This is a genomic window from Candidatus Protochlamydia phocaeensis (genome assembly GCF_001545115.1).
GTDB classification, from domain to species: domain Bacteria; phylum Chlamydiota; class Chlamydiia; order Chlamydiales; family Parachlamydiaceae; genus Protochlamydia_A; species Protochlamydia_A phocaeensis.
The window spans coordinates 1-12,823 of the sequence record NZ_FCNU01000024.1; the positions used below are offsets into that span (position 1 = coordinate 1).

The following is a 12,823-nucleotide window of genomic DNA, read 5'->3' on the forward strand; positions in this document are numbered from 1 at the left end:
CATTTCCGCTAAAGCCGCCGCCGCCGCCCCCCCCCTCATTGCCTGTAGAAGATAGGCCTAAATAACTTCCCCCATTTCCACCAATAGCAGAGCAGTTGTTTATCGATACATTCGCCAAGGTGATTGAAGGATTCGAACCATTTAAAAAGGATTGAGGTGCGTAAATGGCCCCGCCGGCACCCAAGCCACCGCCGCCGCCCGAAATTCCGTCTCCACCATCGCCTCCTTTTGCAGTCAGGTTTTGAAAGATTATATTTTGGATCGTCACATTTCCCATTGGGATGAAAAATCCCCTGTAAGCGCCATTGTTACCGTCAATTGTGACTGTAGGAGTAGGGCCTGGGTTGCCAATGGTAATATTCACAGGATTTGAGGAATTATTAATAATCGGCAGAATTCCATTGAGTTGAATAGTCATTGGAAAGTCAAAGACAATAGCATAATCATCAGGTATCGTGTTTAAATCTTGATTCATTGAATTCAAGCAATATCTCAGATCGCCCACCTCTCCAAAGCCACCCGGATTATTATCTGAGCTTACTGTTACATTGAGCGTTGTTAATGCATATAAAGAATGGGAAGCAAAAAGAAAAATCCAATACTTGAATTTGAACATGGGAAAACTCACAATTATTTTTTGACAGCATATTGTGTAAAAAAAAATTATTCAACGTTTAAAGTCCGGAAGAGAGGAGAATTCAGTTTTTTGAGGAATGCAGTTGGGTCTCATAGCGAATGCGACTGTTGCATATCGAATTTTGCCGTTTTGTACGACAATATGAGGGGTCGGATAGATAGAAAATTCTGCTAAAAGCACACCGGGAATGAGTAAGATAGAATTTTGATTATCCCCTCGAGAAAACTCTCTTAGAGGGGAAGAAAAATCCTCGACTGTAAATGAGGATTTATAAGGAGAAAGAAGAAGCGATTGGTTGTCCGTACTATCAAGAAAAAGGGAAAATGCAGTGCCATCGTAATGAGGCCTTGTGGCGAAGTAAGAAGGGAGATATTTGATTATTTTGAAAAGAATAGGCGGCTGGCCGTATTCCGAAGAGAAAATCGCTTCTAAACCCAACTCAGCTGCCGCTTCATCGAATAGATTTCCATACGGTTTTTGAATCTCGTGACAAGCGTCAAAAAAACGGATGATTTCCGGAACCTGGTTGAATTCTGGGTAGTGAGAGCAAATAAATTCATGGAAATGGGTCGAATAATAAAAGGAGATCTGGCTTCTGCCTTCTCTTTTTGATTCATCGTAGAAACCAAAAAAATCAGTGGAGTAGTAATGTCTATCTTTTGAGCGAATAAAACGCTCTTTTGCGGCGTATAATTTTTGTGCCCAAACCGGATTTGTTTGAAGAAATTCGATGAGCTCATCAAAAGATGCATACAGAGAATCAAAGGTTGCCGTCCCATGCTCCTTATTGCAAATTTCTACATAGCCTGTTTGCTTGAATTGTTCTGCAAGAGGGATTGCCCAAAGAGAGTGAAAGGCAAATAAGAGAAAAATTCCGAGAAATACCGTCTTTCGTACAATCATGCACTCACATTACGATTTATTTATTAATTTCCAGATTTTCAAGAAATTTTAAATAAGAGCAAGCTTTTTCTCTATGAGATGATGTTGAACAGGCATTCGCAATATAGAAAGTAGCAGCGAAAAGAATAAGCGTCTCCCGCCCCCTCACAGGCATGAATGTGGCTGGTCCCTATAAAAAATCAAAATACATAATAGGAAACGAAGAAACATAAAATAATCTCTTTAAAAGCTTAGATAAGAAGGGAGCAAATGGACCAGAATAAGCGCTATTTATTTTGGTCCTTTAAAAGGGCTGAAAGATGGATAAGAATTTCTTGTACATATAAAAAAACTTCTGCTTTTTTGATTGGGCATTTATCTATCTTCAGGCAATTTGGATATAGGTAAGTGAAAATAAAATGCTAAATTACTTAAACCATACCATTGAATTCCTCAAAAGCTTTCAACGCCTCAGCAGCATACATCAATGAAGGTCCTCCCCCCATGTAAACAGCCATGCTCAAAGTTTCGAGAAATTCCTCACGAGTTACGCCTAGCTTAATTAAAGATTGAGTATGAAATCCGATGCAGCCATCGCAATGAGCTGCAATGCCCAAAGCAAGTGCTATTAGTTCTTTTGTCTTTTTATTAAGGGCTCCGTCTTTTGTAGCAGCTTGAGCTAAGGTATTGAATCCATTCATTACCTCTGGCATTTCTTTACGCATTTTTGATAAAAAAACTGAAATATCAGCTGTAATGTCTTTGTAATTTTTTGTCATAAAAACTCCTAATGAGTTGAAATCATTAATTAAATCCTTTGATTCTTAAATTTATAAGTCAAAAACATGCTTTTTTATCCAAAAAGATACATTTACAAGGCTAATTAACACGGGTACTTCAACCAATGGACCAATAACGGTTGCAAAGGCTTGGCCAGAATTGATGCCAAATACTGCAATGGCAACCGCTATTGCTAATTCAAAATTGTTAGAAGCTGCTGTAAAGCTCAATGTAGCGGATTGTTCGTAATTGGCTCCAGCTTTAAAAGAAAGATAAAAAGATAAAAGGAACATAATGACAAAATATACGCATAAAGGAATGGCAATAATTATTACATCAAAGGGAAGTTGCACAATGTATTCGCCTTTCAGAGAAAACATGACTAGAATCGTAAACAGTAAAGAAATAAGCGTAAGTGGGGCAATGGACGGCATAAAGCGATTTTCATACCATTCCTTTCCTTTAGATTTAAGGCCAATAAAGCGAGTTAGAATTCCGGCTAAGAAGGGAATACCTAAATAAATAAAAACACTATTTGCAACTTCTCCAATTGAGATGTTGACTTCATGGCCTTTTAAACCGAAGAAGGCTGGTAGTAAAGTGATAAATACATAAGCATAAAGCGGGAAGAAAAGAATTTGAAAAATAGAGTTAAAAGCAACAAGGCCTGCACAATACTCTCTATCTCCCTTGGCAAGATCATTCCATACAATAACCATTGCAATACATCGAGCCAGACCTATGAGAATAAGTCCTGTCATGTAATCGGGATAATGAGGCAAAAATATAATAGCTAAAAGAAACATCAAGACAGGTCCAATGAACCAATTTTGAACCAACGATAGCAGAAGAACTTTACTATCTCGAAAAGCGTCTCTCATCCGTTCATATTTTACCCTAGCAAGTGGTGGGTACATCATCAAAATTAGACCGATCGCAATCGGAATATTCGTTGTTCCATATTGAAAGGCATTGATAATAGAGCGAATGTTCGGATAGGCATACCCAATTCCCACTCCAATTACCATGGCTAAAAAAATCCATAGGGTTAAATAGCGGTCGAAAAAAGATAAACGATCGGTCATTGTTACACTTATTTTATGGATTTAATGTTCCACCTTTAGAAAGGGTAATTCTTCTCTTAGCCTACTTTGCCACTTTCATGTCATGCGTTACTATGACAATTGTTTTCCTTCTTTATTGAATTCAACAAAAAAGTCAATGACGTGTTGACTTACTTCTAGATCACGCTGGTCGCACAAAACAAAAAATAAAAATGAGACAGAATCTGCCAAGCGCGCGTCTCCCTCTCATTTGTTATACCAAAAAAGTTAAAGACTTGGATAGGTGGAGAAGAAATAAGAAAATAATCTATTGCAGTCTGCTGAATCTACATAAAATTTGCGTAAATGATATACGTCAGTAGATAAATTTCAAACAGCAGTCCAGAAAGTGGAACAAGCAGCGGGCTTAATTCTAAAATAATTAGCCAAGCTAGCAGAAGCTTTTTGTATTAAAAGGAATATGCATGGAACCCATAAACATAGGCTTACTTTTAGTAATTAATATAGGCTTTGCTTTCCCCATTTCATCAGTGATTTTCGAAATGGTTAGAATTTTTAAAAATGATGTCAATTTTCAAAAAAAAGGGAGTATAAGGTGGCTTGTTTTTTTCGGATTAATCAGCTTAACAATGTGGTTTTATCTGATATACTCATCGCTTTTCCGTTGGCGGTTCTAACGCCCTCCTGTTCGCAGTCAAAAATTGATCAAGCGGCCAGTTGAACGCATGGAATCAGATCAAGTCTGATTTAGGACAGATAATTTTTCCAAAGATATGTTTTCCATGTCCCTTCTGTCTCTTTATTGGATTCGGGGCGGTTGGACGCTTTCAGAACTTTTGACCGGAAAAATATCAAAAATGGTTTTAAGATTTTCCTGTAAACCAGGAATGTTTGAGCTGAGTCAATACAAGATTGACGTATCTGTGATAGTATTTGCTTAACATCAATCTTTGACAAATTATGGGCGAAACCCAAAATTTGTCAAAAGTCCAGTTACTACTATTGTCGGATAAATGTCCAATTCAAGGGATCGCCATCTTTGTAAGGCATATATCCGTGAAAAACACGCGGATCGTCATCAAACACCAGCGGCAAAAAATAGCGGTCGCCTTTCCACATAGGCAACTCCTCCATTATTTCCAAAGGCACCCATTCTAACACTCCTTCATCGTTTTGCTTATAAGGGGTACCTGTAAAGCTTTCAATGAGAAAGATAAAGCCAAGCCAATCTTCACCAGCGGGACCAAAACCTGTCCAATTAATCGTACCACGCAATTTCATGAGAGAGCATTCGATACCAGCTTCTTCTCTTATCTCGCGCTGCATACATGTCACCACATCTTCGTTAGACTCCATTTTGCCACCAAGGCCATTGTACTTGCCGTGGTGATGATCGCCTTTGCGAGCATTGCGGTGCACAAGCAAAACACGTTTATGATCCGGTGACAAGACATATCCAAGCGTTCCCAAAATAGGCTTATAAGGCATCATAATTCCTTCTGTTAGATTTACAGTGCAATAGCATATGTTACGCCAAAGAAACTCACAATCTTTTCGTAACTCACCTTAACACAAAAAGAGTAACATTTGGGCTGAAGCCTCATAAGAAAATTACGGAGTCCTTCATTCTTCGAGGATTGATCACTTGCACGCATTGCGGATGTCTGGCAACGCCTGAGAAGCATAAAGAAAGCTACATTTGAATTTTGTATTTCAGAACTTGAAATTCGATGGCAAAAAAGCTACTTATACAGACATATGAGCCATTTACTATCCTAGTAGACTATAAAAAGCGTCCAAATGAATGGGGCAGCTCGACTCGAACCAGCAAAGTCTTGAGACGAGGAATTTACAGTCGGTTCCCCTCCCATACAGCAGCATAAACTAGCATAGGTGCGACATTTTTAAAGGTTTAACAATCCAGTAATTGAGGTGCTCTATGCCATTTATGCCAGTTTTTTGCAGTCTAGTGCGTAAAATTTGCGTATAACGATATCATTTAATCAATAAGAATAGATCTTTAAAATCTATCGTTGCTCATTTAACTGAAAAGGATGAAATGAGATGCGAACAATTATAAGACTCCCAACCATTAAAAAGAAAGCCCTGCCGATTTTAAAACGTCACGCAATAAAGCGTGCAGCATTTTTTGGATATTTCGCTCGAGGAGAAGCCAAAGCGAATAGCAATGATAAAATGAAATCTCCAAAATAAGACTAGTCCGACTATTATTTTATCTCACTTACAGAGGGATATATAGGCGGTTTTGATGATTTAGGAAATACAGGTCTATTAGACAAATCATGCACTTGTTTGGGCGTAGGCGTTCCGTCAATAAAATTGATATCCCATGGACCATCAAGAGATATGTAAAGAAGATTTCCTTCCTCAGAATTGGTCCATCCTTCGTGAATCATTTTGCTTGGCATATAATTGTAAGAACCTGGGCTTAAGTCTGCAACTTTTCCATCCTGATCTCTCATCAGAAAGTGCCCATAAACGCAATAATGAGTTTCGTTAGCTGTGTGCCAATGTTTTGGAGCATGATAATTTTTTGGACAACGAATCATTAATTGAGTTCCTCCTGTTTTGGGATTGACATGTAGAATTGTCATTTCTGCTGATAGATCTCCCAATTCTGGAATAAGCTTCTCCCATTTATAATCTTCATATTTCAAATAGATAGCAGGATCGAAACCATCAGATTCGTTAGATAAATTCACTGACTCGCCCAAAAGAGGTCCGAAGATCATCATCAATGACATTCCATAACAGAATAATTTCATAACCGCCTCTACAGTCGACAAGGAAAAGCAATCAATAATTTTAAGCAAACGCTTCCCCTTGCACATGCAAAGGTTAATACTATTAATTGAGAAAAAGAATAGAAAGACTAAATAGGCAAAACATCTTGATCAATTTGTGTCTTAAAATCCCTTTTATTAATTAATTTCTTTTGCTTCATATGCAAGCTGCTGCCATCGAGATTCAAAGTCACTTTCTGAAATTATTTTTGATGGATATTTCTGGGCTCCAATAAAATGAATACCTTGATACTGAATAGCTTTATCGAGCTTTTTAAGGAATATCTCTACACTCTTTAAATTATCTTGGCGATCATCAATAAAAATGATTTTTTCTGGATAAAAATCTGTTTTTTCAAGAAAAGCTAATAATGCCTCTCCCTTGGAAATCATAGTACCATTAACAAATAGAATCCCATTAAGATATTTTGAGTAATTTTCCCGATAAGATGTTAAATCATCAAATATAATAGAGGCTGAGTAAGGGGCTGACTTAGAAAAATCAATTCCCAATTGCTGTAAACTTTCTATTCGCCATTTTTCCATATTTTGAATTGGACCAAATCTACCAGTTAAATTAGCGGTCATTGCCATTGTCGGTACACCTTTATCAATAATTCCTTGTAAGAACTGAGGAATGCGATCATCAAGGAGAACAGGCTTTGAATGAATAGTCATTAAACTCAAAAATATCATTTGCTTATCTTCCGGTACTTCCTTCATTATTCTTTTAGAAATTGTACTGAAGCGTTTCATATTAGCCATTTGAAATGCAGGATCACTTGGTTGGACTAGAACCATATCAACATCAAAAATAACTAACGTCTTTGAATTAGCATTCTGTATGTAATTAAAAACCTCTTTCATATTCTCTACTTGTGTGGTTTGTGCATATGCATGGCAAGATAAAATGCAAAATGCCAGCAGAAGCGTTAAACAAAATTTCTTCATATTTTATTCCCTATTGCTTAAGTAAAAAACTTTTAGAACTTAAGAATAATACAGTATCACATTTAGAAAAATTTAATTAATCTGATACTATGTATAAGTAAAACTTATAATGGGTATATATGAAATGTGCTCCAAACATCACATTCCTTCGTTATTTTTTTAGTGCCGGGCAAGCAAAGAGCATCTCAAAGGCTGCAAAAGAAAACTTTGTCAGTCAATCCGCAATTAGCCAAGCCATCCATAAGCTAGAAATCAATCTAGGAAAGCAATTAATTACTCATGAAAAGAATCGCTTTCAGCTTACAGCAGATGGGTTATTACTTTTAGATAAGTGTAAACAAATTTTCAGCGTATTTTCTGAAATTGAAGATTCATTTAATGAAGTGGAGGGAGTCTTTAAGGGAAGATTATCTTTTGCTTGCACACATAGTTTTGCGCTCTCTTTGCTTCCTCCATACTTAGAGAGGCTGTCTAAAATGGCAAGCGAAGTAGAACCTATTTTAAGATTTGGCCATACAGGCACAATTATTGAATTAGTTAAAAAAGGTGATGTTGATTTTGGAATTGTTTTGGATAATGAAGATTTTTCAGCTTTCAATTCGTACGAAATTTATAGCGGAAAGTATCAATTATATCGAGCAAGGAAATTGCCAAGTCAAGCCAAAAATAAATTTATTCTTAGTGAGGAACGAAAAGAGGTCTCTTTGTTAAAACAATATTTTTATGATCACGAAATAGAAATCAGAACTTATATGGAAGTTTCCAGCTGGGAAGTCATCGCAAGTTTAACAAAACAAGGCTTAGGAATTGGCTTTCTTCCTGATTATATTATTGGTAAGCGCTCACTAATTCCTTACGAATTATCCATTCCCTTAATTCCTTACCGAATTTTAGCAATTTTTCCAAAAAATAAAAAATTACCCCGTAATGCCAAGATGTTTATTGATTTAATGTCAGACGCGAAGCCTAATCCCTCTCTATCACCAACAGAGACCGAAGTCGAGAGAAGTTTTTAAAGGATAAAGATAAAAGAGAAAGGATAAGTTAAGATGCTTTTGTCTTTTTGGAAATGGTGACCAAAATAGCAGTCATTTCTTACACTCTTGCATTAGCCACCGAGCTTTTCGGAACAAACAATCTGTCCTTCTTCCAGAAGCTCTAGCCAATAAACCGTCTCCTCCAATTCTTGGAGGCCAGCATCGATTTTGGCGACGAATTCCATTTTTGATCGAGCAAAAATGGCTTCTCGATAATGAGCACCAACAGAAGTTCCACTTCTTAGAACTTGCTTGCCTATCACTTCAGCTTCGACTGTTTTGGGAAGATTTGTGAATAAATGAATGATTTTTAAAGAAAAGTATTTGGTTCTTTGCGAAAGATTATTCAAGATACTTTTGCTCTTTTTATCCTTTCTCCTTTCACTTTTACTCTTTAAAAATTGGGGGCGGCTGGACTCGAACCAGCGAAGACGTGAGTCGAGGGATTTACAGTCAGTCAACTGTCAAATATTCACAAAAAGATACAGCACATAACAAAAAGACAGTCATATATTTATGTCTATTTAAGTTGCATAAAGTTGTCATTTCCTTCCATTTTTTGTGAAATAGTGCACCATAAGTGCACCATTAAAATTATGATTCGGTTTCTATTTTGAATCGATGACTTGTATGAAAATTTAATTTCCATCATAATTTTAATTTCACATTTAGAAATGAATGGAATCATCAAAAATTATGTGTAAAATCTTACAATTTTGACAATTAAAATTTTTGTAAAAATTTTAAACAATTAAAGTTAAATGTTTTATTTTAAATTCTTTTTATTCTTAATAATATCGAATAATTTAATCGGACAAGTTGAATTCCAACAAACTGAATCAAACATCGAAAAATGGATGGATTTTAACGAAAAATTACAAAATCAAACAAATGGGAATATCCCTCAACCCTTTCAACCTGTAGAAACATTGACACTAAAGTATCTCAGAGAACCTAGTATAATTCTAGACATTGGCTGTGAAACGGGAAAAAATGCTGCTTGCCTTATAAAAAATGGACATCAGGTTGTAATACTAGATATTGCTCCTAATGCAATCTATTACACTATAGAAAATCTCAAAAAAGAAGGCTTGGACCATGGAATTCAGGATAGCATAATCTCAAGCATTGAAGACTTACCAGCTGAATATGGCCCCTTTAAAGCTGTTGTTGGAACTTACGCTTTTTCCTTTATTCCACCTCATCTCTTTGAACAAATAATGAGAGATAATGTTCTTAATAGAATCGAATATAATGGGTATTTTGTAGGTGGTTTTTTTGGAGAGGAACACACCTGGGCTGCAAATCCAGATTTAAGTATTTTAAATATCCAAGAACTAGAGACTCTTTTTTCTTCTCATGGTTTTTCAATTTTAGAGATAAATGAACAAATCAAAGAAATACCTACTGTTTTCAATGGAATTACAAAATTTCATACCATCAATGTCATTGCTCATAGAACCTTAAAGTTGGATTTTTAGGACAACTGGGACAAAGAGGACACATTAACATCTGTAAAAGTGCTCTCTTTTGAGTTTCCCTTTGCTTTTGGCTTCAATCTGTTTCCATAGCCGATTCGGATTAAATGTTTTAGATTTCCAATTCCGTCCAGACTGAGATAAGACCACTTCTATCGGAATAAAAACGGCTCCTCCGTATTTCTTAAGAACAACTTTGGCAGAATAAATGTTCCGTAAGTTTTACTGACTATCTACACTGTGTTATAGTGGAATTATAAAAAGAGACATCATACAACTAAAGTTTTCGAGAAGCTAAGGTGCCAGATACTGTCGTTATGAGGCAGACTAGACATACGAGCGTTAACATGTTAAAGGAATATTATCAGGATTTGAGAGATTACCAGAATAATGTTTTGAGAAGTTTGAATCTCTAACCAAATAGTCAATGCTTATGGCAAGTCTTCTCGTGCAGATAATGCAAGCTAGAAAGTTTGTTTAGTGTAATTTATATAGATAAAAAGAGGTATAGCCCCCAGGAGGAGATTTATCCTCAGGAGGCTAAATAAAAAATTTTCCAATTATAGATAAAAAAATCTCAATCCGGATTAAAAAATATATGTGGATGTTCTTTCATCCAATTCCGCGCTCTTTTTATACATTCCATAAATTCAGGATCTTTTTTATTAGAGTTGTACTCATCCAAACTTTTTTTTATTTCCTCATGGCCAGCTGCAGCAGCTAAAAAAAACCACATACAACCTTCAATGGGATCTTCTATTACACCATTTCCTTGAACATACGCTGCACCTAAAATAGCCATTCCATTATAAGACCCTTGTTCGGCACTTTTGTTTGCCCAATAAAGACTTTTTTTAAATTTTTTATCGTTATAATAAAAAATGGCTAAGCGTTCTTGATGAATACAAGACCCTTTTTTAGCCATTTCTTCGCATATTTTTAAGCCTTTTTGGAAGGCCGATTCTTTTTCTGCATTATACCTCTGAAGACTTGCATCATATGCCTCTTGACCCCCATATCCAGTTACTAATAGCATTATAATTTTCCTTGATTAGTTTATCTAAAAAAGTATCTTCTTCAGCAAAACCTTTTCCTAAAAATAAAATTGACAAGGTGAGTAAAGAGACACAAAAAATACAATTAAATATTTTCATAACACCCTCATAATTAAAGGTATAAGATCATAGCAAAACGCTTGATAATTAGCAGCTCAATTCTATCTTAAGGAAAATCTTTATCTCTGAAAAAAGTTGTTGAAAATAGATCGAAAAATGATCTATCATAGTATCATGACAAAGCAAGAAACATGGATAGTTGAGATTGCAAGCCAAGCAAAGAAAGCGGATAAGAATCTTTCAAAAAATGCCGCTAAATCCTTTGTGCTCTTATTAAGAGAGTTGCAACTGCTTGGCCCTTATAGATCTTCATGGCCTAATTATACTAAAATGCCACATGAAAACTATCACTGCCATATTGAAAAGGGCCGTCCAACATATGTTGTTTGCTGGCGTATAGTGAATAAAAAAGATAAGATTATAGAGGTATATTATGCGGGGACACACGAGAAAGCACCCTATTGAGCAATCAACTCTGCCTATTACAAGAACCCACGAAGAAGATGCTATGTCAGCAGATGAAATGATTCGTAAAATCTGCGGTGATCTGCCTGAATGGGCTGTTACTCTTCGCGGATTACGTAATCGTGAAGGCTTAACTCAAGCAGCTCTCGGCAATTTACTGGGAATTGCTCAGACAAACATTTCTAAGATGGAATTGGGAAAGAGACCTATTGGGAAAACAATTGCAAAACGTTTAGCTGATTTATTTCATACTGATTATAGATTGTTTTTATAGAACAAAACTTTTTACTTTATTACATAAACATTCCTTTAAGTTGGACTTTATTAATTGCTTTTTGTAGAGTCTTAACGTTTAGTTTATATATTTAACTTCAAGGAATAGCGAATGTCTGTCCAATCTCTATCTTTTCTCGAACAAAATTTTTATCCCTGCCTTATTCCACTTAACCATGAAATGTATGTTAAAAATTCCAGTAGATTAAAAAACGTCCAATTATGCGAATTTTTACAGGAAATGGATAATCAAGAACGTGCCATCCAAAATAAACCTGCTGAAGAATTGCTCACTGATGAAGAAAAAGGTGAAGCAATGTGTAGAAGAGAAATCATCGACCGATCAATTGGACAGATAATTGCTGATCCTATAGCAGGATTTGGAGGAGGCCTTTTAGGATTGGCATTGGGACCAATTGGAGTTTTGACGTTTGGGGGACTTAGCACTGTTTTATCCCATTCAATAGCTCTTAATTCATCAGCTAAAAAACATAGCGGTATGGATGCAGGAAGACCTAGAATTAATAGATTGGTACAAAAAATCGAAAGAATCAGAGAAAAAAAGATGAATCTCGATCATACAACCGATCAAAATCAACTAAATATTGCCGAAGACTATTTACGCAGGAAAGTTGATCGTTACAATTTTCTGAAGAATATTACCCCAACTGGAGGCGGTTCTTCTACCACCTATGCTCATTACGATAAAGATGGAAATTACCACATCCAAGGAGCTGTAAATGTTATTAATGAGCAAAGAATAGATTACGGCAATCACATCCAAACTACTTATACAACTAAAACGCATAACCTAAATCAATAAGGAAATTATGAATATCGAAAAATTGAAAGATTATTGCGTTGCTAGCGCATATTTTACTTCAAATTTCATTGTAACTTTTCCTATAGTTTATCCTTCTTTAAGGATGATAGATATGATAGCTAAAGGAGTATTTTCTAATATGCCAGCTAGGCATTTTATACCTGTTATATCCATTACAATAATGAGTACCACTCTATCCATTATTTTAATGAAAAGAATAATGAACGTTTTCTTTTCTAGAGGGTTGGCCGTTATCCAAAATGGAAGAAATGCACCATTTCCCCCTTGGACTCCTAAGTTTAGCTCAATTCTACTAGGATAAAGTAGCGTTTTTAACAAGTAATTTTTAATAATATTGTATAAAACGAAATACAAGATGAAGTTGGTCTTGCCCCAATTTCTGGACCAGTTTTTAGGCGAAATTTTTCATTTCATTTTCCTCTAGGCAATGAGGTCTTTTTGGCTCTGCAGAGCCAAATTGACCGGGCTTTATTAATGCAAATTCATAGGGCGT

General features: G+C 35.8%; 15 protein-coding genes and 1 pseudogene. 7 read left to right on the top strand and 9 right to left on the bottom strand.

Annotated features, from left to right (window positions below; all coding sequences use genetic code 11):
* The 5 genes and pseudogenes from BN3769_RS09430 to BN3769_RS09455 all read right to left on the bottom strand — a co-directional run.
* Positions 1–616: pseudogene (locus BN3769_RS09430) on the bottom strand (hypothetical protein); the annotation flags it as partial.
* Between the two features lie 51 nt (positions 617–667).
* The gene (locus tag BN3769_RS09435) at positions 668–1,540 is read right to left on the bottom strand and encodes a hypothetical protein (protein WP_068469925.1); all 873 of its coding nucleotides are present in this window, start codon (positions 1,538–1,540) and stop codon (positions 668–670) included.
* Between the two features lie 410 nt (positions 1,541–1,950).
* Positions 1,951–2,298 carry a carboxymuconolactone decarboxylase family protein gene (locus tag BN3769_RS09440; protein WP_068469928.1) on the bottom strand — a complete coding sequence of 116 codons (348 nt, stop codon included), beginning with the start codon at positions 2,296–2,298 and terminating at the stop codon, positions 1,951–1,953.
* Positions 2,299–2,349: 51 nt separating this feature from the next.
* Entirely contained in the window at positions 2,350–3,384 is a 1,035-nt protein-coding gene (arsB, locus tag BN3769_RS09445) for an ACR3 family arsenite efflux transporter (protein WP_195155569.1), read from the bottom strand.
* Between the two features lie 978 nt (positions 3,385–4,362).
* A complete protein-coding gene (locus BN3769_RS09455; protein WP_068469933.1) occupies positions 4,363–4,851 on the bottom strand; it encodes an NUDIX hydrolase in 489 nt (162 codons plus the stop codon).
* 576 nt (positions 4,852–5,427) lie between these two features.
* Between BN3769_RS09455 and BN3769_RS14775 the strand changes: the two genes are divergently transcribed.
* On the top strand, positions 5,428–5,577 hold the full coding sequence (locus BN3769_RS14775) for a hypothetical protein (RefSeq protein ID WP_154017879.1): 150 nt from the start codon (positions 5,428–5,430) through the stop codon (positions 5,575–5,577).
* Positions 5,578–5,591: 14 nt separating this feature from the next.
* Here BN3769_RS14775 and BN3769_RS09460 read toward each other — a convergent pair whose 3' ends face one another.
* Positions 5,592–6,197 (bottom strand): cupin domain-containing protein, encoded by a 606-nt coding sequence (locus BN3769_RS09460; protein ID WP_195155570.1) that lies wholly within the window; start codon positions 6,195–6,197, stop codon positions 5,592–5,594.
* A 108-nt stretch (positions 6,198–6,305) separates the two neighbouring features.
* Positions 6,306–7,118 (bottom strand): DUF2608 domain-containing protein, encoded by an 813-nt coding sequence (locus BN3769_RS09465; protein WP_068469937.1) that lies wholly within the window; start codon positions 7,116–7,118, stop codon positions 6,306–6,308.
* A 119-nt stretch (positions 7,119–7,237) separates the two neighbouring features.
* Between BN3769_RS09465 and BN3769_RS09470 the strand changes: the two genes are divergently transcribed.
* On the top strand, positions 7,238–8,134 hold the full coding sequence (locus BN3769_RS09470) for a LysR family transcriptional regulator (protein WP_079989506.1): 897 nt from the start codon (positions 7,238–7,240) through the stop codon (positions 8,132–8,134).
* Positions 8,135–8,226: 92 nt separating this feature from the next.
* On the opposite strand, the gene BN3769_RS09475 is transcribed toward BN3769_RS09470, so the two are convergent.
* Positions 8,227–8,505 (bottom strand): four helix bundle protein, encoded by a 279-nt coding sequence (locus BN3769_RS09475; RefSeq protein ID WP_079989507.1) that lies wholly within the window; start codon positions 8,503–8,505, stop codon positions 8,227–8,229.
* A gap of 411 nt (positions 8,506–8,916) precedes the next feature.
* On the opposite strand from BN3769_RS09475, the gene BN3769_RS09480 reads away from it, so the two are divergent.
* Positions 8,917–9,636, top strand: coding sequence for a class I SAM-dependent methyltransferase (locus tag BN3769_RS09480; protein ID WP_068469940.1), 720 nt, complete (start codon positions 8,917–8,919; stop codon positions 9,634–9,636).
* A 574-nt stretch (positions 9,637–10,210) separates the two neighbouring features.
* Here the strand turns inward: BN3769_RS09480 and BN3769_RS09485 are convergent.
* The gene (locus tag BN3769_RS09485) at positions 10,211–10,669 is read right to left on the bottom strand and encodes a tetratricopeptide repeat protein (protein ID WP_068469942.1); all 459 of its coding nucleotides are present in this window, start codon (positions 10,667–10,669) and stop codon (positions 10,211–10,213) included.
* A gap of 253 nt (positions 10,670–10,922) precedes the next feature.
* Here BN3769_RS09485 and BN3769_RS09490 point away from each other — a divergent pair, with 253 nt between their 5' ends.
* The 4 genes from BN3769_RS09490 (at position 10,923) to BN3769_RS09505 (ending at position 12,631) form a co-directional block, all read left to right on the top strand.
* Positions 10,923–11,213 (top strand): cytotoxic translational repressor of toxin-antitoxin stability system, encoded by a 291-nt coding sequence (locus BN3769_RS09490; protein ID WP_068469950.1) that lies wholly within the window; start codon positions 10,923–10,925, stop codon positions 11,211–11,213.
* Positions 11,214–11,256: 43 nt separating this feature from the next.
* Positions 11,257–11,487, top strand: coding sequence for a helix-turn-helix domain-containing protein (locus tag BN3769_RS09495; RefSeq protein WP_068469944.1), 231 nt, complete (start codon positions 11,257–11,259; stop codon positions 11,485–11,487).
* Positions 11,488–11,598: 111 nt separating this feature from the next.
* Positions 11,599–12,309, top strand: a complete 711-nt coding sequence (locus BN3769_RS09500) for a hypothetical protein (protein WP_068469946.1) — start codon at positions 11,599–11,601, stop codon at positions 12,307–12,309.
* Positions 12,310–12,316: 7 nt separating this feature from the next.
* Positions 12,317–12,631, top strand: coding sequence for a hypothetical protein (locus BN3769_RS09505; protein WP_068469948.1), 315 nt, complete (start codon positions 12,317–12,319; stop codon positions 12,629–12,631).
* Positions 12,632–12,823 lie beyond the last annotated feature (192 nt).

Excerpts from the sequence above, each read along its gene's own strand:
- BN3769_RS09500 (WP_068469946.1), top strand. The coding sequence starts at position 11,599 with ATGTCTGTCCAATCTCTATCTTTTCTCGAACAAAATTTTTATCCCTGC.
- BN3769_RS09435 (WP_068469925.1), bottom strand. The coding sequence starts at position 1,540 with ATGATTGTACGAAAGACGGTATTTCTCGGAATTTTTCTCTTATTTGCC.
- arsB (WP_195155569.1), bottom strand. The coding sequence starts at position 3,384 with ATGACCGATCGTTTATCTTTTTTCGACCGCTATTTAACCCTATGGATT.
- BN3769_RS09480 (WP_068469940.1), top strand. The coding sequence starts at position 8,917 with ATGTTTTATTTTAAATTCTTTTTATTCTTAATAATATCGAATAATTTA.
- BN3769_RS14775 (WP_154017879.1), top strand. The coding sequence starts at position 5,428 with ATGCGAACAATTATAAGACTCCCAACCATTAAAAAGAAAGCCCTGCCG.
- BN3769_RS09485 (WP_068469942.1), bottom strand. The coding sequence starts at position 10,669 with ATGCTATTAGTAACTGGATATGGGGGTCAAGAGGCATATGATGCAAGT.
- BN3769_RS09505 (WP_068469948.1), top strand. The coding sequence starts at position 12,317 with ATGAATATCGAAAAATTGAAAGATTATTGCGTTGCTAGCGCATATTTT.
- BN3769_RS09440 (WP_068469928.1), bottom strand. The coding sequence starts at position 2,298 with ATGACAAAAAATTACAAAGACATTACAGCTGATATTTCAGTTTTTTTA.
- BN3769_RS09495 (WP_068469944.1), top strand. The coding sequence starts at position 11,257 with ATGTCAGCAGATGAAATGATTCGTAAAATCTGCGGTGATCTGCCTGAA.
- BN3769_RS09465 (WP_068469937.1), bottom strand. The coding sequence starts at position 7,118 with ATGAAGAAATTTTGTTTAACGCTTCTGCTGGCATTTTGCATTTTATCT.
- BN3769_RS09455 (WP_068469933.1), bottom strand. The coding sequence starts at position 4,851 with ATGCCTTATAAGCCTATTTTGGGAACGCTTGGATATGTCTTGTCACCG.
- BN3769_RS09470 (WP_079989506.1), top strand. The coding sequence starts at position 7,238 with ATGAAATGTGCTCCAAACATCACATTCCTTCGTTATTTTTTTAGTGCC.
- BN3769_RS09490 (WP_068469950.1), top strand. The coding sequence starts at position 10,923 with ATGACAAAGCAAGAAACATGGATAGTTGAGATTGCAAGCCAAGCAAAG.